Below are 21,490 nucleotides of genomic sequence, written 5' to 3'. Positions count from 1 at the left end.
GCTCGACCACCGATTATGCCTCTGTTACATCACAGCGCGCAGCTGACGCAGCCCTCAACCTCGGTGCCCTCGAGGGCCATCTGGCGCAGACGGATGTAGTAGATCGTCTTGATGCCCTTTTTCCACGCGTAGATCTGCGCGCGGTTGATGTCGCGGGTCGTGGCGGTGTCCTTGAAGAACAGGGTCAGCGAGAGGCCCTGGTCCACGTGCTGCGTCGCCGCGGCGTAGGTGTCGATGACCTTCTCGTAGCCGATTTCATAGGCATCCTGGTAGAACTCGGTGTTGTCGTTCGTCATGAACGGCGCCGGGTAGTACACGCGGCCGAGCTTGCCTTCCTTGCGGATCTCGATCTTCGAGGCGATCGGGTGGATCGACGCGGTCGAGTTGTTGATGTAGGAGATCGACCCGGTCGGCGGCACGGCCTGCAGGTTCTGGTTGTAGATGCCGTGTTCCATGACGGATGCCTTGAGCTCGGCCCAGTCGGCCTGCGTGGGGATCTCGACGTTGGAGTTCGCGAACAGCTCGGCGCCGCGGGCGGTGGCCGGCTCCCACACCTGGTCGGTGTACTTGTCGAAGAAGGTGCCGGAGGCGTAGGTGGAATCGGCGAAGCCCTCGAAGGTGATGCCCCGCTCGATGGCGATCTTGTTCGAGGCGCGCAGGGCGTGGAACAGCACCGTGTAGAAGTAGATGTTGGTGAAGTCGATGCCTTCTTCGCTGCCGTAGTACACCCGCTCACGGGCGAGGTAGCCGTGCAGGTTCATCTGGCCGAGGCCGATGGCGTGCGACTTGTCGTTACCGCTCTCGATCGAACGCACCGACGCGATGTGGCTCTGGTCGGAGACGGCGCTGAGGCCGCGGATGGCGGTGTCGACGACCCGGCCGAAGTCGGGCGCATCCATGGCCAGGGCGATGTTCATCGAGCCCAGGTTGCAGGAGATGTCCTTGCCGATGGTGTCGTAGGAGAGGTCCTCGTTGTACGTGGTCGGGGTGTTGACCTGGAGGATCTCCGAGCACAGGTTTGACATGTTGACGCGGCCCTTGATGGGGTTCGCCTCGTTCACGGTGTCTTCGAACATGATGTACGGGTAGCCGGACTCGAACTGGATCTCGGCGAGCGTCTGGAAGAAGTCGCGGGCCTTCATCTTGGACTTCTTGATGCGCGGGTCGTCGACCATCTCGTGGTACTTCTCGGTGACCGAGATGTCGGCGAACGGCACACCGTAGACGCGCTCGACGTCGTACGGGGAGAACAGGTACATGTCCTCGTTGTTCTTGGCCAGCTCGAAGGTGATGTCGGGGATGACCACACCGAGCGAGAGGGTCTTGATGCGGATCTTCTCGTCGGCGTTCTCGCGCTTGGTGTCGAGGAAGCGCATGATGTCGGGGTGGTGCGCCTGCAGGTACACCGCGCCGGCACCCTGACGGGCACCGAGCTGGTTGGCGTAGCTGAAGGAGTCTTCGAGCAGCTTCATTACGGGGATGATTCCGCTGGACTGGTTCTCGATCTGCTTGATCGGCGCACCGGACTCACGGATGTTGGAGAGCAGCAGGGCCACGCCGCCGCCGCGCTTGGACAGCTGCAGCGACGAGTTGATGCCGCGGGAGATGGACTCCATGTTGTCTTCGATGCGGAGCAGGAAGCAGGAGACGAGCTCGCCGCGCTGGGCCTTACCGGAGTTGAGGAAGGTGGGGGTGGCCGGCTGGAAGCGGCCGGCGATGATCTCTTCGACGAGGGCCACCGCGAGGTTTTCGTCGCCCTGGGCCAGGCCGAGGGCGGTCATCACGACGCGGTCCTCGAAGCGCTCGAGGTAACGCTTGCCGTCGAAAGTCTTCAGCGTGTAGGAGGTGTAGTACTTGAACGCGCCGAGGAAGGTCTGGAAACGGAACTTCTTCGAGTACGCCAGGTCGTTCAGACGGGTGATGAACTCGAAGCTGTACATGTCGAGCACGGCCTGCTCGTAGTACTCCTTCTCCACCAGGTAGTCGAGGCGCTCGCGCAGCGAGTGGAAGAACACCGTGTTCTGGTTCACGTGCTGCAGGAAGAACTCCCGGGCAGCCTCGCGGTCCTTGTCGAACTGGATCTCCCCGCTCGGACCGTACAGGTTGAGCATGGCGTTCAGGGAGTGATAGTCCATGTCCAGGCCTGACGGCGGGCTGATCGGGGTGACCTTCACGGCTGTTGCTTCCAAAATTCTTCCAATCCCTCGTGAACGGTGGCTACGTCGTCCGGTGTGCCGAATACTTCAAAGCGATACAGATGGGGCACACCGCACTTCTGCGCGATGATGTCCCCGGCGAGGCAGTAGGCCTCACCGAAATTTGTGTTCCCGGCGCCGATGACGCCGCGGATGAGCGAGCGGTTCCGCTCGTCATTCAGAAAACGGATGACCTGCTTGGGTACCGCAGACCCCTCGATGCCGCCGCCATAGGTGGGCACGACGAGCACGTAGGGCCGCTCGGCGACGAGCGGCGCATCCTTGGGGTAGAGCGGGATGCGGGCGGCCGGCCGCCCGAGCTTCTCGACGAACCGTTTGGTGTTGCCGGAGAGGCTCGAGAAATAGATGATGTCGACCGCGGCGGAGCCGGCGCTTTCGGCGGTGGACTCGCGAGTGGAATCAGCCTGAAGCAGCATGGGTCCCCTTTTCGTGCGAGTTGTGCGAGTACCCTCATCGGGCATTCGGCGGGCGGCGCCCCCCAGGCGCGGTGATCGCTACGCCAGGCGGGCGGCGAGCTCGTTGATCTTGTCGGGGCGGAAGCCCGACCAGTGGTCCTCGTCGGTGATGACGACGGGCGCCTGCAGGTAACCGAGCGCCTTGACGGCTTCGAGTGCGTTCTCGTCGGCCGACAGGTCGAGGATGTTGTACTCGATGCCCTTGTTGTCCAGGGCGCGGTAGGTGGCGGTGCACTGCACGCAGGACGGCTTGGTGTAAACGGTGATTGCCATGGAGAGGCCTCTCGTATCGTTCTCGTCGTTCAGGACCGTGGGCAAAGCTGAGCAAAAACCGTGGTGAAGACGTGATGGAAATGTGGTGGAAATGCACCCGTGAGGTGCGAAGTTCAGTTTCAGGCGTTGTGCGATTGCTTGGACTTCAATACTACATCTAGTGATCCACAATGGGAACGGCCACTACATGCGGGAATTACAATTATGTACTTATCCACCGACATTCCACCGGTTGTCAACAGGGCGCTGCCCTGAAACGCCGCAGGATTACGCGGCAGACGGCCAAGTTATCCACAGGTTGGGGGAAGTCGGGATTTCACCCAGTGGAATCCGGCCTCCCGCGCGCCGGGCGCGTCGCCGGCAGATCCGTCCCCCGCCCTGGGGTACAACTCGAACGCCTCTGCCGCCCCGGCAACGACAGAGGCCCCGCGGGCCCTCCGGTGGTGTCCACCGCGAGGGCCCGCAGGGCCTCGTCACAACGCCCGGCTACCCGCGCGTGCTCGCCGGGCGACGCCGCCGCACGACTCCGCGCCGCACCAGCAGCAGGAGCGTTCCCGCCGCCAGGAGCAGCAGGGCGAGAGACGCCGGCCACCCCGCATCCGCACCGGTGGCCGCGAGGGGCGCGCCGTTGCCGGCGGCCTTGACGGTCACGGCGAAGGTCGCGATCGTGCCCGAGGTTGCGCCCACCGCTCGCAGGGTGTGGCTGCCCGGTTCCACCCCTGCCGGGATGCTGAGCGTCGCGGTGAAGGATCCGGCCGCGTCGCTCTGCACGCCGCCGAGGTAGCGCGGTGTGGAGAACAGGGTGAACTCCACCCGCTCACCGGGAGTGAACCCGCTGCCGCTGACCGTGACCGTTCCGCCGGCTTCCAGCACGGATGACGTGAGCGTCAGCGTGCTCGCCGTGCCCGCGCCGGATCCCGTTCCGGGTCCCGTACCGGGCGGGGTGCCCGGCCCGGTGCCGGGCAATGTGCCCGGTCCGGCGCCGGTGCCCGGGTCCGTGCCGGGCGTCGTGCCCGGACCGGTTCCCGGTCCCGTTCCGGGGTTGGTGCCAGGGTTCGTTCCCGGGTCAGTGCCCGGGTTCGTTCCCGGATCGGTGGCCGGACCGGTGACGACGACGACGACGGTGCGATGCGCCTCGACGGTGCCGGCACGATCCACCGCGCGGTAGGACACCACCGTGGCGCCCACCTCGGCGAAGGTCAGCCCGTCGGCAGGCAGGGCCGCCCAGGCCGCGTCGCCGAAGCGGTACTGCAGCTCCCCCACTCCGGAGGTACCATCGGTTGCCGCGAGGGCCAGGTGCACCGGCTTCGCCGGCGTGCCGACACCGTCTGCCGGGTCCAGCGTGACCGTCGACACCGGTGCTGTGGCGTCGATCCGCACGGTCAGGCTGCCCAGGGAGACGTCGACGGGGGTGCCGTCCACGCTCACCCGGTGCTCCACCAGGTGGTCACCGTCTGCGGCGAGCGCGATCGGCGTGGCGTAACTCGTCCACGTGCCGCCGTCCAGGCGGTATTCGATGTCGCCGGCGGCTCCGTCGTTGAGTGTGAGAGCAACCGTGACCGCCCCGGAGTACCAGCCGGCAGCGTTGGCTGCCGCGCCCTCGACCGCCGCCGTCACGACGGGGTCGATCACGGCATCCGCGGCCTGCACCGGTCCGGTGCCGGCCTCGGCGTCCGCCGAGGACCAGAGCGGCTTGTCGGCGGTCACCCGCACCGCGATGGTGGAACCCAGGTCGGCAGAGGTGAGCAGGTAGCTCGCCTCGGTGGCGCCGTCGACCGGGTCACCGTCCCTGGTCCAGACGTATCCTGTCGCCGTCCAGGGCACGTCGACGACGGCGGTGAGGGTCTCTCCCACCTTCGCGATGCCCTCGATGCGGGTCGCCAGCGGCTGCGCATCCTCGATTCGCTGCGCCGGCACGCTCGTCAGGGTCGGGGTGACCGGGTTGATCAGTCCGGTCACCGGGTTGAAGGTGAGCCTGTCGATCGTGGTCTCGCGGTGCTGGCCGTCGCCGCCGGGCATCGCGAAGCGGTGATAGACGATATACCAGTCGTCGGTACCCGGCACGTTGAGCACCGAGTTGTGGCCGGTGGCCAAGATCCCCTGGGTGGTGTCCTTCTGCAGGATCACCCCGCGGTAGGTCCACGGTCCGTCCACGCTCGTCGCCGTGGCGTAACCGACGCGGTAGTTCTCCGAGCCGGTGTCGTCGATGGAGTAGGTGAGGTGGTACATCCCGTCCCGGTAGTTGAGGAAGGCGCCCTCGCGGAAGTCGGTCAGGCCGCTGATCTTCTTCAGGGTCGCGGGCTTGATCGAGCGCATGTCATCGGCGAGCTCCGCGTATACGGGCGAGCCGTTGCCCCAGAACAGGTAGTGCTTGCGGCTGACCGGGTCCACGAACGCGGCCGGGTCGATTGCCTGACCGGAGGTGACGGCCTCGTTGTTGAGGATCATCGCGGTCGGATCGGCCGTGAACGGGCCCTCCGGGCTGTCGGCGACGGCCACCCCGATGGTCTTGCGGTCGTACGTGGCGTTGTGCCCGCTGAAGTAGAAGTAGAACTTGCCGTCCTTCTCCGTGATGGTCGGCGCCCACGCGTTCCCGGTTGCCCACGGCACGGTACCGCTGGCACCGTCGAGGGTCAGGATCGGCTTGTCCGAGCGCTCCCAGCTCACGAGGTCCTGAGACGACCAGACGTAGAAGTCCTTGCCGCCCCACCCCGCATAGCCGTCCGCGGTCGCGTAGATGTAATAGGTATCACCGAACGCCACGACGTTCGGGTCGGCGTACAGCCCGGGGATGCTGGGGCTGGCCATCTCGACCGCCCGCAGCGTCCAGGTCACGCTCGAGCCGGCCCCGGTCAGGGTGACCGTCACCGGAGTGCGCAGGTCCACGGTCGTCCCGGAGGCCGGAGCCGCGACAATGGCGGCGGACGTGGCGAACACCGGGGTGAGGGCGCTCAGGTCGGTGCCGGGCTTCACCGGGAAAACGACCTCGTGGGCGGCCTGGTTCACGATCGGATCCAGCTTGAGGACGTCGCTCTCGGCGAGCGTGACGCCGGCCAGCGCCGTGCTGTTGCCGGAGGCCGCGAGGACCTCGGCGGAGGACAGCGCCCGGTTGTAGATGGCGAACTCACGGAACTTGCCGCGGAACGTGTTGTCGGTGTCGTAGTTCGACCGACCAAGGTAGTTGGCGGTGGTGATGCCGCCGCCGATGTCGCCCGGGTCGGCGGTCACCGTGCCCGTCTTCACGGCCACTCCGTCGAGGTAAAGCGTGGCCGTCGTGCCCTGGAGCACATAGGTGAGGTGCGCCCAGGTGCCGCGGGCCAGGTTACTGCCCTGCGACACCGTCTGCTCTGTCGACCAGTTACCTGTCGCGAGACTGGTGCGGTAGGCATTGCCGGTGGAGAACAGGTATCCGTTGCCCGCTTTGTTGACGGTGTTGCCCAGTCCGTAGATGAAGTACGGGTTGGCCTGGGCGGGGTCGATCCAGACATCCGCCTCGATCGACACGTCGGTCACGCCCGACAGGATGTTGTCGGGCAGGTCGACGTAGCCGGTGCTGCCGTTGAGCTGCAGCGCACTGTCGCTCCAGGTCGCGCCGCCGACGATGGTGCCGTCCTGGCCGTTGCCGGAGACGTCGCTGAGCCGCGTGCCGGACCCGTTCTCGAAGGTGTAGCGCAGGATCTCGCCGTCCTCGTTGGCCGGCACCGGGGCGGGGCCCTGCCCGAGTTCCTCGGTGAGGGTTTCCAGTTCGGCCGCGGTCACCGGGATGACGGTGCCGTGCCGGGGACTGGCCGGCAGGTCGTACTTCGGGGCCACCTTCCAGTCGGGGTGGGCGATGTCGTCGGTCTGCAGCGGGATGTAGCCGCGTCCGCCGTACTCGTCCACGAAGAGGTAGGTCTTGTCACCGTTCACGTCGCCGGGGTTGGCCTGGAAGGCGGTCGGGCCCTCTACCGCGCTGGTGTTGGCCTTCTTTCCGATGCAGCTGTCGACCTGGGTCCACGATTCAAGGGTGGCGCGCAACTCGGTGGAGGACTCCTGGATGATGTCGGTGCAGCCGGTGCCGCCGGCCCCTTCGTCCTTGGTGAAGCGGTAGTAGACGTCGTCGGCCTTGAGCACGGTCGAGTCGATGCGGGAGACTCCCTGGTCTTGCCACACCTCAGGAGTGCTGAAGCTCACGAAGTCCCGGGTGGTGACGTACATCATCCGGTGGTAACTGCTGCCGGTGTGGCCCGGGTCGGTGTCAGCGTAGAGCGACGAGGCCCAGAACACCACGTAGGCACCGATGGTGTCGTCGTAGTACGCCTCCGGGGCCCAGGTGTTGCCGGCGTTGTCGGGCGCGACCTTGACGTGGCGCTGGTCAGTCCAGTTCACCAGGTCGTGCGATTCCCAGACCTCGAGGTACTGGCTGCCGGTGCGCACCGAGTCGCCCCACGAGGTGCCGCTGCCGATGGAGAGGTCGGTGGCGATCAGGTAGAACGTGTCGCCTTCGGGCGAGCGGATGATGAACGGGTCACGCAGGCCCTTCGTGCCTTCGGTGGAGCGGAGCACCGGCTGCCCGTTGTTGAGCTCGTTCCAGTCCAGCGCGTTGTTGCCTTCACTGGCGGCGAGGTAGATGTTCTCGCCCTCGAGGGAGTTGCCGGTGAAGTAGGCGAAGGCGTAGCCCTCGTAGTCGCCCAGCTCGGCGGCCTGGCGCACGGACGCGGTGAAGGCGCGGGTGGCGGTCGCACCACCCTTGGTCAGGTGGGCGGTGAGGGTGACGTCCTTGGTTGCGGACGGGCGGGTGACGACCCCGTCGATCGCGACGACACCGGGGTCGGACGAGGTCCAGGAGAGGCCGATACCCGCCGGGGCGGCGGGCAGGGTGAGGTTGCCGCGCACGTCGTCGAGTGTGGCGATGGCCAGGGCGGCGGCGGCGGCATCCACATCACCCTGGTCGTCGCGGAGAGGCGTCACTGTGGCTGGGAAGGTGCGGGTCTCCGATGCGGTGCCGCGCATCACCGTGGCGGTCAGCGTCACCGTGGCGGGGCCGCTGGCGGCCGCGGGACGCGTGACGACCCCGGTGGTGGAGATGGTTGCCGGGGTGTCGGACGCCCAGGTGATGGTCGAGCCGTTCGGACCTGAGGTGGGAAGGGTGAGATTCGACTCCACCGCCGACAGGTCGCCCAGGGTGAGGTGGTCCGCGTCGCGGGTCACCAGCTGGGCGTCGGCGGGCTGCAACGCCGCGACGTCGGTGGCGCTGAGGGCCGTGTTGTAGATGCGGAAGTCGCGCACGCTGCCGGCGAGGTACTTGTCGGCAGCGTAGTTGGAGCGGCCGATGAAGTTCGCGGAGGTGGTGCCCGCGCCGATCGCGGAGGGCTTGGTTGTGACGCCGGTCTTGCCGGCGACCTTCACACCGTCCAGGTAGAGCGTGGCCACATCGGTCGCGTCGTCGAGGGTGTAGGTGAGGGTCTTCCAGACGCCGCGGGCCAGGTCGGCCCCGGAGTCGGCCACCTGTTCGCCGTTCCAGTACGTGGGTGTGATGGCGGTCTTGTATTTGTTGCCGGTCGCGAACAGGTAACCCGCGCCCGAGTTGCTCGTCGCGGCGGTGCCGAGCCCGTAGATGAAGTACGGGGAGGGCTGGTTCGACCGGATCAGCACCTCGGTGCTGACGGTGATCGAGTCGAGTCCGGCGAGGATGTTGTCGGGCAGCTTGACGTGGTCGTCGACGCCGTCGAGCGTCACACCGGTGTCACCGCCGCCCAGGGTCGGAGAACCGACGAAGGATCCGTTGTGGGCGTTGCCGGAGCTGTCGGCCGCCACGGTGCCGGAGGTTTCGTCGAAGGAGTACTGCAGAACGAGATGGTCGTCGGCGGCGACGGCGGGCGTCGCCCCGAGGAGCGGGACGGTGAGGGATATCGCCACGGCGGCGGCGAAGGTGCGGATGGGGACGGCTTTCATGTTGGAACTGCTCCTTGATCGGCTTCATTGTCGAAAAGGGACTGCCGCCGGGGGACGACAGTCTGCAGGGCGCCCGTAGGATCGGGGCGCCCTGAAGAGGGTGGCGAGGGAGGTTGGCGAGGGGAGGAGGGGACGCGGCTCTGCCGTGATGGTGTAGCAGTGCCGGGATGGGGTAGCTGTGCCGGGAAGGGACAGTGCCGGATTAGGGCAGTGCCGGGATGGGACAGTGCCGGACGCGGATCAGGTCTTGCGCTTGCGCGACACGACCACTCTCTGCAGCAGCACGAAGGCCAGCAGGATGCCACCGGTGATGATCGTGGTGGCTTCCGGCGGGATGCCGCCGTCGCGGGTGACGAGCACGTTCATCAGGCCGAGCACGAGGGCGCCGATCACCGAGCCGAGCACGAAGCCCGCACCGCCGGTCAGCAGTGTGCCGCCGATGATCACCGCGGCGATGGCGTCGAGCTCCCAGCCGACGCCGGTGATGTTCTGCGCGATACCGAGCTTGGACGTGTAGACCACGGCGGCCAGTCCCGCGAGGGAGCCGCTGATGACGTAGATCAGCAGTTTGGTGCGCACCACGGGCAGGCCCATCAGCAGCGCGGACTGCTCGGAGCCGCCGATCGCGTAGACGGTGCGGCCGAACCGGGTGCGGTGCAGCAGGAAGAACGCCACGATCACGACGGCCGCCGCGATGAGCACGTTGGGGGTCGTGACGAGGTCATTGATCTTGGGCCCGTCGTAGACCTTCCACTCCGTGGAGAGGGTGCGGATGGGCGAGTCGTCTTCCAGCCGCTGCGGGGTGGTGCTCAGGATGGCCGCCAGGCCCCGGGCCAGGAACATCATCGCCAGGGTCGCGATGAAAGGTTGCACATTGAAGTACTGGATCAGCACACCGGAGGCGAGACCGAAGGTGGACCCGATCAGGATCATCAGCACAATCACGACGATGGGGTTCCAGCCGGCGTTGGCCAGCATCACCCCCACGAGGCTGCTGATGGCGATGACCGCACCCACCGAGAGGTCGATGCCGCCGGTGAGGATCACGAAGGTGAGTCCGACCGCCAGGATGATGAGGTAGGCGTTGTTGATCAGCAGGTTGGAGATGGTGCTGAACTGCATGATCCGCCCGTAGGCGATCTCACCATAGATGAGCATCCCGATGAAGATCGCCACGGCCGCGAGGGTCGGCAGCGTTTCCAGGTTGGGCTTGAAGCGTGAGAATCGTGACGGCGCGGCCGGCTTGTCGATCAGCGTGGTGGTCATGCCGACACGGCTTCCTTCCGGGTGTTGGGTCTGGTGGTGCTTGCTTTTCGTTGGTTGAACAGTGCCCGCACCCGCGGCGACTGCAGCAGGCAGATCACCACGATCACGATGGCCTTGAACGCCGGCGTGGCCGAGGACGGGATCGACATGTAGACGATGGTCTTGTCGAGCGTCGCGATGAGCAGGGCGCCGATGATGCTGCCGGTCAGCGAGAACTTGCCACCGGCCAGCGAGGTGCCGCCGATCACGACGGCCAGGATGGCATCCATCTCGGCGGTCATGCCGGTCTTGGCGACCTCGACGGTCATGACGCTGGCGGTGCTGAAGATCCCGGCCACGCCGGCGAGCACGGCGCTCACTATATAGACGGAGATGAGGATACCCACCGGGCGGATGCCGGCCATCCGGGCGGCCTTGGGGTTGATGCCGATGGACTCGATCATGAGCCCCAGGGCGGTGCGGCGCACCAGCGCCGCGAGCACGGCGACGATCACGACGGCGATCACGAACACGACCGGGAAGCCCAGCACCGTTCCGTTGGCGAGCCAGCGGAACGACTCATTGGTGGCGGAGGTGTTCTGGCCGGAGGTGATCACCTTGGCCAGGCCGCGGCCGGCGAGCATCATCACTAGGGTGGTGATGAACGGCTGCAGGCCCACGATCGACACCAGGATGCCGTTGAGGGTACCGAGCACCGCGCTGATGCCCAGCGCCAGGATCACGGCGATCGCCGCGGTGCCGAAGCTGCCGGTGCCGGCGTTGTGCATGAATTCCATCGAGACGGCGCCGGCCACGGCCATCACCGACCCCACCGACAGGTCGATGCCACGGGTGGCGATGACCAGGGTCATGCCGACCGCGATCATCATGATCGGCGCGCTTGCCCGCAGGATGTCGATGATGTTGCCGGACAGGTTGCCGGTGGCGGGGTTGACCGACACCCCGAGGTAGCCGGGGTTCTTGGTCAGGTTGATCACCAGCAGCAGGAGCAGAGCCACGATCGCCCAGACGTAGGGCTGGTGGAAGAGCCGGGTGACGAACTGCATGGCTGACGGCTGACGCGACACGGGGGCGCTCATTCGCTGCTCCCTTCGGAAGCGATGATGTCGACGATGGTTTCGGCGGTGACGAGTGGTCCGTTGGTGATCTCGCCGATCTTACGGTGGTCTTTCAACACGATGATGCGTTCGCTCAGCCGCACCACCTCTTCGAGCTCCGAGGAGATGAACACCACCGACATGCCGTCTTCGGCGAGTGCGGCGATGGTCTCCTGGATCTCGGCCTTGGCTCCCACGTCGATCCCCCGGGTCGGTTCGTCGAGGATCAGCAGTTCCGGGTTGGTGGCGAGCCAGCGGCCCAGCAGGACCTTCTGCTGGTTGCCTCCGGAGAGGTTGCGAATGGCGCGCTCGGGGTCGGCGGGCCGCACGTTGAGTTCCACGAGGTACTTGGCGCAGATCTCGTTCTGTTCGCGGCGGGACAGCGGCCGGGCCCATCCGCGTCTGGCCTGGACGGCCAGGATCAGGTTCTCGCGCACGGTGAGGTCGCCGATGATGCCCTCGTCGCGGCGGTTCTCAGTGGAGAAGGCGATCTTGCGGGCCAGCGCGGCGACCGGCGTGTGCACCTCGGTTGCGACGCCGTCGATGGTGACGTCGCCGGAGTCGGGCCGGTCGGCGCCGTAGATCAGCCGGCCGAGTTCGGTGCGGCCGGAGCCGAGCAGCCCGGCCAGGCCCACCACTTCGCCGGCGTGCACGTCGATGTCGACGGGTTCGATGGACCCCTGCCGGCCGAGGTTCTTGGCGCTGTAGTACGGGGCGCCCACCGCGTGCACGGCTCGGCCGCGGTTGGAGCCGAGGGAGTTGAGCGTGTCGACGTCCTTGCCGATCATCATGGAGATGAGCTGGCCACGGGAGAGGTCCTGGGTCATGTGCTCGCCGACGAATTCGCCGTTCCGCAGCACCGTGAGCCGGTCGCTGATGGCGTAGACCTGGTCGAGGAAGTGCGAGACGAAGAGGATGGCGACGCCCTCGTCGCGCAGGCGCCGGATCACGGCGAAGAGGCCTTCGACCTCGTTCGCGTCGAGGCTCGAGGTGGGTTCGTCGAGGATCAACACCTTGGAATTGGTGACCATGGCGCGGCTGATCGCGACGAGCTGCTGCAGCGCGAGGGAGATGCTGGAGAGCGGGGCCTTGGGGTCCAGACCGCCCAGGCCCAGGCGCACAAGGGCGTCGTGAGCGGCGAGGTTGGTCTTGCGCCAGTTGATGCCCATCCGCCCGTGCACCTCATGGCCGAGCATGACGTTCTCACCGACGGTGAGGTTGTCGCAGAGGTTGACCTCTTGATACACGGTCGAGATGCCGGCGCTCTGCGCGTCGGCCGTTCCGGTGAACCGGCGGGGCCCGCCGGCGACCTTGATGCTGCCGGAGTCGATCTTGTACACGCCGGTGAGGGCCTTGATGAGGGTGGACTTGCCCGCACCGTTCTCGCCCATCAGGGTGTGCACCTCGCCGGGGAAGAGTCGGAAGTTCACGTCCTGGAGGGCTTTGACCCCCGGGAACTCGATCGAGATGTTCTCCATCTCGACGATCGGCTCTGTCGCTGCCATGTTTGCCTGGTCGTTCTGCCGGTCGGCCGGCCTCGTCGTTGAGTTGCGTGGCACCTGCCACGGATGTTCGTGCCCGTTCCCGTGGCACCGGCCACGGGAACGGGCACTGTCGGAGCTAGTACTGGCGGTCGGGCAGCGCCGTGGTGGCCGCTTCAGGGGAGTCGAACGTCGTACTCGGCACGACGATGCTGGACTCAACGGAGTCGCCGGCCAGTGCCGCCTTCACCACGGAGATGGCGTCGTCACCGAACAGCGGGTTGTACTCGGCGACGAAGCTGAGCCGTCCGGCAGCGAGTGCCTCGAGTGCAGCCTTGGTGCCGTCGATGGTGATGATCTTCACATCGGTGCCGGGCTTGAGGCCGGCTTCCTCAACGGCCAGGGCAGCGCCAAGGCCCATCTCGTCGTTCTGGGCGAAGACGAGCTGGATGTTGTTGCCGTTGGCCTTGAGCATCGTCTCGAAGACGCTCTTGGCTTCTTCGGTGGACCAGTTTGCGGACTGGCTCTCGAGCTTGACCAGGTTGTCGGCCACGTTCGCGTCCCAGCCCTTGTTGCGGTCGTTCACGACCGACAGGCCGGGCGGGCCTTCGAGGACCACGTAGTTGGCGCCATCCGGGAACTGCGAGTTGGCCCATTCGGCGGCCGACGCGCTGATACCCACGTTGTCGGGTGCGATGCGGCTCGTGTAGAGGCTCTCGTCGTTCGGCTCGATTCCGCGGTCGAGGAGCACCACGGGGATCTCGGCTTCCTGGGCGCGCTTGAGCACGTCCTCCCAGCCGGTGGCCTCGGTCGCGGAGAGCAGGATCACGTCGACGCCCTCGTCGATGAACGACGTGAAGGCGGTGATCTGCGAGTTCTGGTCGCCGTTGGTGGCCGGAGCGTACTTGAGGTCGAAGCCGTTCTCCGTCGAGAACGAGTCCTGAATGTTCTTCTCGTTCGCGGTGCGCCAGCCACCCTCGGGGCCGACGGCGACGAAGCCGACGGTGACGATGTCATCGCCTGCCGGGACGGACCCCTCGTCGCTTGAGCCTGCAGAACAGGCCGTGATGCTCAGTGCCATCGCTCCGGCGAGGGCCAAACCCGCGAATGCCCGGAATCGTGCTGTGTGTGCCATGGATCTCCTCCTTGAGATCTGCCGACACGATCTACGTGTCAACAGTGTGAATGCGTCCAACTGGACTCGGCTTCGGTGCAAAGCGTCCTGTGATCGCTAACAATTGGGCGACGTGTGCAGGTCTGTCATCGCTGACCTCGTCGTCATTTCCGAATTGTTAGCCTTCACAATTGCGTCACACGGAGGCTACAACTGGGCCGTTCAGATTGTCAAGGCCCTTTTCCCGGCGGCCGAGCGCGGGATCCCGCAGTTGCGGCATCCGGTTGTGAACCCTAACATTCAGGTGAACGAGGAGGTTCGCGAGAGTGCACACGTGCAGTGACGCTGCTGCCTGCCGGCGCACGAATGCGGCCGGGCGGGTGCCGTGAGCGCGCCTGAACCGCTGGTGCGGATGACCGGCATCACGGTGGAGTTCCCCGGGGCACGGGCCCTCGACGACGTGGATTTCCGGATGTTCCCCGGCGAGGTGCACTCGCTCATGGGCGAGAACGGCGCGGGAAAGAGCACCCTGATCAAGGCCCTGACGGGCGTTCAGCCCATCGACCACGGCTCCATCGAGATCGACGGCGCTCCGGTGCATTTCACTGGGCCCGCCGACGCCCAGCGTGCCGGGGTCAGCACCGTCTACCAGGAGGTCAACCTCCTGCCCAATCTGAGCGTGACCGAGAACGTCATGCTCGGCCGGGAACCTCGGCGCCGGTGGGGCACCATCGACTGGCCCGCCGCCAGGCGCCGCACCGCCGAGCTGTTGCAGACCATGAACCTCGACATCGACCCGTCGTCACGGTTGTCCGACCACTCCCCTGCCGTGCAGCAGCTCGTCGCCATCGCGCGGGCTATCGTGGTGCGGCCCAAGGTGCTGATCCTCGACGAACCGACCTCGAGCCTCGACAACGACGAGGTCACCGAGCTGTTCCGGGTGATCGCCGGCCTCAAGGAGTCCGGCGTCGCCATCCTCTTCATCTCCCACTTCCTGGAACAGGTCTACGAGATCTCCGACCGGCTCACCGTGCTGCGGGACGGCCGGCTCGTGGGCGAGTACCTCACGGATGAACTGCTCCGCATCGACCTCGTGCACAAGATGATCGGCAAGGACCTCTCGGTGCTCGTCGACATCCAGGCGCGCACCAGCGAGAGCGACCTCGAAGACAATCTGCTCGTCGATCCGCCGCTGCTCACCGCGATCGGGTTGGGCCGCGACGGCGGCATCACCCCGCTGGACCTGTCGGTACACGAGGGTGAGATCGTGGGTGTCGCCGGCCTGCTCGGTTCGGGTCGCACCGAGCTCGCGCGGCTGCTCGCGGGCATCGACCGGCCCGACACCGGCGAGATCCGCGTCGACGGGCGGGTCCGGCGGTTCCGGACCCCGCGCAGCGCCCTGCGGCAGCGCATCGCCTACGCGTCGGAGGACCGCCGCACCGAGGGCATCATCGGCGATCTCACCATCCGCGACAACATCGCGCTGGCCTTGCAGGCCGACCTGGGTTGGGCGCGGCGGATACCCCGCAAGCGGCAGAACGAACTCGCGGCCAGTTACATCCAGGCGCTGAACATCCGCCCGAACGACCCGAACGCCCTGGTACGCAACCTGTCCGGCGGCAACCAGCAGAAGGTCCTCCTGGCCCGCTGGCTGGCCATCGCACCGCGGCTGCTCATCCTCGACGAGCCCACCCGCGGCATCGATGTGGGTGCCAAGGCAGAGATCCAGAAGCTCGTCTCCGACCTGGCCGAGAACGGCCTGGCCGTGGTGTTCATCTCGGCCGAGCTCGAGGAGGTCCTGCGGATCAGCCACCGGGTCGCGGTGCTCCGGGACCGCCGGAAGGTCGGCGATCTCACCAATAACGACCTCACCGTCGGCCGGCTGCTCGCTGCCATCGCGGACGGTGGCGAGGATGGCGCCGGGGGCGCCGGCATCGCCGAGCCGAGGGATCAGGGGGCGGGACGCTGACCGGTCGGCGCGGGACACTTGACCGCGCGGGCACTCGACTACAGTTCGTTTTAGGACACTATTCGGCGGGGACTGTCGACCTCCGGCGTGAGTCGTCCGGCCCCGCTGTCGCGGGGCGATACAGGCCGCCGGAAGAGGGAACCCAGTGAGAGAGGACACACCTCGTCAGGCGACGATCTTCGACGTCGCCCGTCTGGCCGGGGTGTCCCACCAGACGGTCTCCCGGGTGCTCAACGACCTGCCCAATGTGCGGGCCTCCACGCGGGTGCGCGTCGAAGAGGCGATCAAGAAGCTGCGGTACGTGCCTTCTCCGGCCGCGCGCGCACTCGTCACCCGGCGCTCGCGCACGATCGGGCTGATGGCCACGGGCGTGCCGGAGTTCGGGCCGTCGTCCACCCAGCTCTACTTCAACGCCGCGGCCCGGGATGCGTCCTGGTCGGTGTTCACCGCCAGCATGATCGACAGCGAACCGGCGTCCATCCGGGCCGTGGTCGAGGCTTTCCTGCGCCAGAACGTGGAGGGGATCGCCGTGATCACCAGCCACCAGGGCATCGTCGACGTCGTAGCGGGCATGGAACTGGCCATCCCGGTCGTGGCGTTGGAGGCGACGCCGCGCACCGGCATCACCACCGTGGGCGCCGATCAGTACACAGGTGCCCGTAGCGCCGTCGCGCACCTGGCCGAACTCGGTCACCGGCATATCTCGCACTTGGCCGGGCCCCGGGACTCCGTCGATGCGCGGGAACGCGAGCGGGGTTGGCGCGACGAGCTGGCCTCCCGAGGGCTCGAGACCCGCGTGATCGGAACGGGCGACTGGTCGCCGTCGGCCGGGTACCGGTTCGGCATGGAGTGCGACCTCGACACCCTCAGCGCGGTCTTCGTGGCGAACGACCAGATGGCCATCGGCCTCATGCACGCGCTGACCGTGCGGGGCCGATCGGTTCCCGGTGACATCAGCGTGATCGGTTTCGACGACGTCCCAGAGGCCGAATATCTGGCTCCCCCGCTCACCACCGTGCGGCAGGACTTCGAGCGCATCGGCCGGGACCTGCTCAGCGCCCTCCTGGACCGGATCAACGGCGACGACTCGATCATTCGCCAGTCGGTCCCCGAACTCATCGAGCGCGCGTCTACCCAGAGTTACCCGCCCGACCCCCCAGACGGCCGCCGGCCGGCCGCCAGAGAACGCCGGTCAGCCACCGCGTGACCACCCGCGCGGACGTTTCACGCCGGCGGATTACGCCGACGGTTCACGCTGACGGATTGCGCCAACGGCTCACGATGACGAATCGCCCGTGGATCGGACGACTCGGGGCCAGGGTCTTGCAGCCGGGCCTCCACCAGCCACCGGCCACCGGCCACCGGCCACCGGCCACCGCCTACCGCCTACCGGAGATCTCCTCATGCCCTGGGCACACCCCGCTCCGTCAGGAACGCGAAGAACCGGGCCGCCGAGTACGCCAGATCCCAGCCCCACCGGTCGAAACTGTTCACGCGGGCCCGAAGGGCATCCTCGCGTTGCTTCTCCGCCCACACCACCGCGCTCGGGTCGCGATCACCGAGCACCGGCCCCGATCCGTACTTGAGGAACCCGTCGAACTCGCCGATCTTGCGCACCCCGCGCCAGAAGAAGTCCACCCAGGCGTCACCGCCCAGGATGTCGGGGAAGCGCACCTGCAGTTCCGGCACCTCGAAGCCCAGCTCGAAGATCCGCACCCGGCTGAGCGTCTCCCCCGGGTTCGCCGCGAGCGGGCTCGCAAACGCAATGGCCTGCTCCGCCCGGCGCCGCCCCGTCCGAGGATTCACGGCGTCCAGCTCGCAATACAGTTCCTCCTTGGTCACCCCCGTCGGGCGCGGCGCCGCGAGCCCGCCCTCCCGTGGGCCTCGGCCCCGTTCCCGCGCGGCTCGCTCCGTCTCCACCCGCAGCGCGTGGTCCAACATCGTCACCCCGACCAGCAGCGAGGATGACGCCGCCACGTCGACGACCGTGCGCGCAAGCGATGTCACCTGGCAGCCTGATGTGGTCTCCACGACCTCCGGAGCAGGCCCCTGATGTCCGGTAGTGAATCGGTTTCTACTGCCTCCGCTGGCACCGGAGGTGATGGTGTGCACCGTGTCGGGCCATCCGCCGATGATCGGGAGGCCGTGCAGCACCGCCGCGGACTGGTGCGAGAAAACGGGCTGGCTGTGTGCCACCAGGGCGGTCGCCCGGACCAGAAGCCGGTATCGCTCGCCGGCATCCGCTCGTCGCCAACGCTCCTCCGTCACATAGACGCCGCGGCGGATGCAGTGCAGCACGCCCTCGACGCAGAGGCGTTGGAGGCTGTGAGGCGGAACCCCGGCTTCCCACAGGGCCGCGGACGGAAGCAGTCCGCCAAAACGCAGTGCCACGACTTCGGTGCGACGGAGAACCGGGTGAGATGGGGTGGGACGCTGGGAAGTGACCATGCTGCCAGCGTCACTCCCCCGCCGCCGCGGCACGGGCCCCACCCACGCTCGGTGCACAACCTGTGCACAACCGCCCCTGTGGAGGTCTGCCCGGCACGCGGTCCCTCCTCGCGGCGTGTGGAAGTGCTCGCAGCGTGCGAAAGTGCTCGCAGCGTGCGAAAGTGCTCGCAGCGTGCGAAAGGTGGCGCATTAACACGTGCTGCGAGCATGAACACCTGCCGCGAGCACTTTCACCTGCTGCGAGCGGGCGTAAGGACGGGCGGGGCGGGAGGGGCGGGCGCAGAGAGACCGCTGGCCCCGTATCCGTAGAGAGGATGCGGGGCCAGCGGTCGGATGGTGCGGGGCGGGGCGGTTAGCGGCCGCCGGCGCGACGCTTGTTGTAGACGTCGAAGGCCACGGCGAGGAGCAGCACGAGGCCCTTGACGGCCTGCTGCCACTCGATGCCGATGCCCATGATCGACATGCCGTTGTTCAGCACACCGATGATCAGACCACCGATGATGGCGCCACCGATGGTGCCGACACCACCCTGAACGGCCGCGCCACCGATGAAGGCGGCGGAGATGGCCTCGAGCTCGAAGCCGTCACCGGCCTTCGGGCCGGCGAGGTTCAGGCGAGCGGTGAAGATCAGGCCGGCGAGGGCAGCGAGCACGCCCATGTTCACGAACAGCCAGAACGTCACGTTGCGGGTCTTCACACCGGAGAGCTCAGCGGCGTGCAGGTTGCCACCGATGGCGTAAATGTGACGACCGAAGACGCTGCGGTTCATGATGATGCCGTAGACCAGCACCAGCACGGCCAGCACGATCAGGGTGACCGGGATGCCCTTGTAGGAGGCGAGGGCGTAGGCGAACAGGCCGATACCGGCGGTGATCAGAACGAGCTTGGCGATGAACCAGGCGAGCGGCTCAACCTCCTGGCCGTACGAGGCACGGCCGCGACGGGTGCGCACCTGCTGCACGATCAGGGCGATGACCGCCAGGGCTGCGACACCCAAGGTGAGCGGGTCAAGCTCGAACTCGCCGAAGATGTCCGTGAGGAAGCCGTTGCCCAGAGCGCGGTACTCGGCCGGGAAGGAACCGATGTTGGCGTTGCCGAGCACCACGAGCGCGAGCCCGCGGAAGATCAACATGCCGGCCAAGGTCACGATGAAGGCGGGGATGCCCACGAACGCGATCCAGAAGCCCTGCCAGACACCCACGAGGGCGCCGACCAGGAGCGACAGGATGACGGACAGCCACCAGGGCAGGCCCCAGTTCACCGCGAACACACCGGACACGGCGCCGACGAAGGCGGCGACCGATCCAACCGACAGGTCGATGTGGCCGGCAATGATGACCATCACCATGCCCACCGCGAGAACGAGGATGTAGCCATTCTGCACGATCAGGTTCGAGATGTTCTGCGGCCGCAGCAGGATGCCGTCGGTCAGGAAGCTGAACAGCACAACCACCACGATCAGCGCGATGAAGATACCGTTCTTGCCGAGGTCGGTGACGACGTGGCTGAGCCAGGCCCCCACCTTGGAGTTGCTGGGATTGACTTGTGCGCCTGCGGCCGTGTTGCTCGCCGGCTTGGTGTCGAGATCACTCATTTTGACGTTTCTCCTATTCCGATAGCGCCGACGCTAACGGGCCTTTTCCATGGTCATGTGCTTGATGAGGGTTTCCGGGCTGGCATCGTCAATGGGGAATTCTCCCGTGATGCGTCCCTCGGAAAGGGTGTAAATGCGGTCGCAGATGCCGATCAGTTCCGGCAGCTCGGACGAGATCACGATGACGCCCTTGCCCTGTGCAGCGAGGGCGTTGATGATCGCGTAGATCTCGTACTTGGCGCCGACGTCGATGCCGCGAGTGGGCTCATCCAGGATCAGCACATCGGGGTTCGAGTAGATCCACTTCGACAGCACGACCTTCTGCTGGTTACCACCGGAGAGCTTCCCGGTCTTGGCCAGCACGGTCGGTGCCTTGATGTTCATGCTCGTGCGGTACTCGTTGGCGATCTTGAATTCTTCGTTGTCGTCCACGAGCCCGCCCTTGACGAGCTTGCCGAGGGATGCCATCGAGATGTTGCGCTTGATGTCCTCGATGAGGTTGAGGCCGTAGGTCTTGCGGTCCTCGGTGGCGTAGGCGATACCGTTGTCGATCGCCTCGGTCACCGTGCGGGTCTTGATCTCCTTGCCCGCCTTGAAGACCTTGCCGCTGATGCGGCTGCCGTACGTGCGGCCGAACAGGCTCATCGCGAACTCGGTGCGTCCGGCGCCCATGAGGCCGGCGATGCCGACGATCTCGCCGCGGCGCACGTTCAGGTTCACGTTGTCGACCATGACCCGGGTGGGGTCCTGGGGATGGTGGGCGGTCCAGTCCTCGACCCGCAGGATCTCCTCGCCGATGTTGGGCGTGTGGTCCGGGTAGCGGTGTTCGAGGTCGCGGCCGACCATGTCCTTGATGATGCGGTCTTCAGTGACCTCCTGCTTTGCGATCGTCTCGATGGCCTTGCCATCGCGGATGACCGTGACGGCGTCGGAGACCTTCTTGATCTCGTTCAGCTTGTGGCTGATGATGATCGAGGTGATCCCCTGGCCCTTGAGGTGCAGCATCAGGTTGAGCAGGTGGTCGGAGTCCTCGTCATTGAGGGCGGCCGTCGGCTCGTCCAGGATGAGAAGCTTCACGCGCTTGGAGAGGGCCTTGGCGATCTCCACGAGCTGCTGCTTGCCGACACCGATGTCCATGATCTTGGTGGTCGGGTTCTCGCGCAGGCCCACGCGGGCGAGCAACTTGACGGCCTCGCTGTTGGTCTTGTTCCAGTCGATCAGGCCGAGAGCGCCGCGCTGTTCGTTGTTGAGGAAAATGTTCTCCGCGATGGAGAGATAGGGACTCAGGGCGAGTTCCTGGTGGATGATGACGATGCCCTTGGCTTCGCTGTCCCGAATGTCTTTGAATTCAACGACTTCGTCTTCGAAGACGATGTCGCCGGTGTAGGTGCCGTGCGGGTAGACCCCGCTGAGCACCTTCATAAGCGTGGACTTGCCCGCGCCGTTCTCACCACAGATGGCGTGAACTTCGCCGCGAGCGACATTGAGCGTCACGTCCTGTAGCGCCTTGACGCCGGGGAAGGTCTTGGTAATACCGCGCATCTCGAGGATGTTGGTGGTCACGTGCGTTCCTTTCTGAGGTCTAATGCTTTGTGGTGACCGGCCGGCGGGGCGTGAGCCCCGCCGGCCGGTCAGAACACGTG

General features: G+C 66.5%; 13 protein-coding genes. 2 read left to right on the top strand and 11 right to left on the bottom strand.

The genetic code is table 11. The features are described 5' to 3' along the window. Window positions 1-29: 29 nt before the first annotated feature. The 8 genes from nrdE to PA27867_RS01830 all read right to left on the bottom strand — a co-directional run bounded on the left by nrdE (window position 30) and on the right by PA27867_RS01830 (window position 13,857). Window positions 30-2,135, bottom strand: coding sequence for a class 1b ribonucleoside-diphosphate reductase subunit alpha (nrdE, locus tag PA27867_RS01865; RefSeq protein WP_066598809.1), 2,106 nt, complete (start codon window positions 2,133-2,135; stop codon window positions 30-32). A 35-nt stretch (window positions 2,136-2,170) separates the two neighbouring features. Further along, window positions 2,171-2,632, bottom strand: a complete 462-nt coding sequence (gene nrdI, locus PA27867_RS01860) for a class Ib ribonucleoside-diphosphate reductase assembly flavoprotein NrdI (RefSeq protein WP_066592432.1) — start codon at window positions 2,630-2,632, stop codon at window positions 2,171-2,173. A gap of 78 nt (window positions 2,633-2,710) precedes the next feature. Beyond that, complete coding sequence (nrdH, locus tag PA27867_RS01855) at window positions 2,711-2,944, bottom strand: glutaredoxin-like protein NrdH (RefSeq protein WP_066592430.1); 234 nt, start codon at window positions 2,942-2,944, stop codon at window positions 2,711-2,713. Between the two features lie 486 nt (window positions 2,945-3,430). Further along, window positions 3,431-8,878 (bottom strand): family 43 glycosylhydrolase, encoded by a 5,448-nt coding sequence (locus PA27867_RS21025; protein WP_066592429.1) that lies wholly within the window; start codon window positions 8,876-8,878, stop codon window positions 3,431-3,433. A gap of 240 nt (window positions 8,879-9,118) precedes the next feature. Further along, a complete protein-coding gene (locus tag PA27867_RS01845) occupies window positions 9,119-10,144 on the bottom strand; it encodes an ABC transporter permease (protein ID WP_066592426.1) in 1,026 nt (341 codons plus the stop codon). Continuing rightward, entirely contained in the window at window positions 10,141-11,223 is a 1,083-nt protein-coding gene (locus PA27867_RS01840) for an ABC transporter permease (RefSeq protein ID WP_066592423.1), read from the bottom strand. The genes PA27867_RS01845 and PA27867_RS01840 overlap by 4 nt, the downstream gene beginning before the upstream one ends. Continuing rightward, window positions 11,220-12,746 (bottom strand): sugar ABC transporter ATP-binding protein, encoded by a 1,527-nt coding sequence (locus PA27867_RS01835; RefSeq protein ID WP_066592421.1) that lies wholly within the window; start codon window positions 12,744-12,746, stop codon window positions 11,220-11,222. The genes PA27867_RS01840 and PA27867_RS01835 overlap by 4 nt, the downstream gene beginning before the upstream one ends. Window positions 12,747-12,861: 115 nt before the next feature. Beyond that, window positions 12,862-13,857: an ABC transporter substrate-binding protein gene (locus tag PA27867_RS01830; protein ID WP_066592419.1), complete on the bottom strand. Its 996-nt coding sequence runs from the start codon at window positions 13,855-13,857 to the stop codon at window positions 12,862-12,864. 364 nt (window positions 13,858-14,221) lie between these two features. Between PA27867_RS01830 and PA27867_RS01820 the strand changes: the two genes are divergently transcribed. Both PA27867_RS01820 and PA27867_RS01815 read left to right on the top strand, forming a co-directional pair. After that, on the top strand, window positions 14,222-15,805 hold the full coding sequence (locus PA27867_RS01820) for a sugar ABC transporter ATP-binding protein (protein WP_420480684.1): 1,584 nt from the start codon (window positions 14,222-14,224) through the stop codon (window positions 15,803-15,805). A gap of 145 nt (window positions 15,806-15,950) precedes the next feature. After that, window positions 15,951-17,012 carry a LacI family DNA-binding transcriptional regulator gene (locus PA27867_RS01815; RefSeq protein WP_066592407.1) on the top strand — a complete coding sequence of 354 codons (1,062 nt, stop codon included), beginning with the start codon at window positions 15,951-15,953 and terminating at the stop codon, window positions 17,010-17,012. A gap of 194 nt (window positions 17,013-17,206) precedes the next feature. Here PA27867_RS01815 and PA27867_RS01810 read toward each other — a convergent pair whose 3' ends face one another. From PA27867_RS01810 to mmsA, 3 genes are all read right to left on the bottom strand, one after another. Further along, window positions 17,207-18,253, bottom strand: coding sequence for a type IV toxin-antitoxin system AbiEi family antitoxin domain-containing protein (locus tag PA27867_RS01810; RefSeq protein ID WP_157109079.1), 1,047 nt, complete (start codon window positions 18,251-18,253; stop codon window positions 17,207-17,209). 352 nt (window positions 18,254-18,605) lie between these two features. Next, window positions 18,606-19,847, bottom strand: a complete 1,242-nt coding sequence (mmsB, locus tag PA27867_RS01805; RefSeq protein ID WP_066592399.1) for a multiple monosaccharide ABC transporter permease — start codon at window positions 19,845-19,847, stop codon at window positions 18,606-18,608. Window positions 19,848-19,880: 33 nt separating this feature from the next. Then, the gene (mmsA, locus tag PA27867_RS01800) at window positions 19,881-21,410 is read right to left on the bottom strand and encodes a multiple monosaccharide ABC transporter ATP-binding protein (RefSeq protein WP_066592395.1); all 1,530 of its coding nucleotides are present in this window, start codon (window positions 21,408-21,410) and stop codon (window positions 19,881-19,883) included. Between the last annotated feature and the right edge of the window lie 80 nt (window positions 21,411-21,490).

This window comes from Cryobacterium arcticum (genome assembly GCF_001679725.1).
GTDB classification, from domain to species: Bacteria; Actinomycetota; Actinomycetes; order Actinomycetales; family Microbacteriaceae; genus Cryobacterium; species Cryobacterium arcticum_A.
The sequence above is the reverse complement of the archived record's forward strand: the minus strand, read 5'-3'. Positions and strand labels throughout refer to the sequence as shown.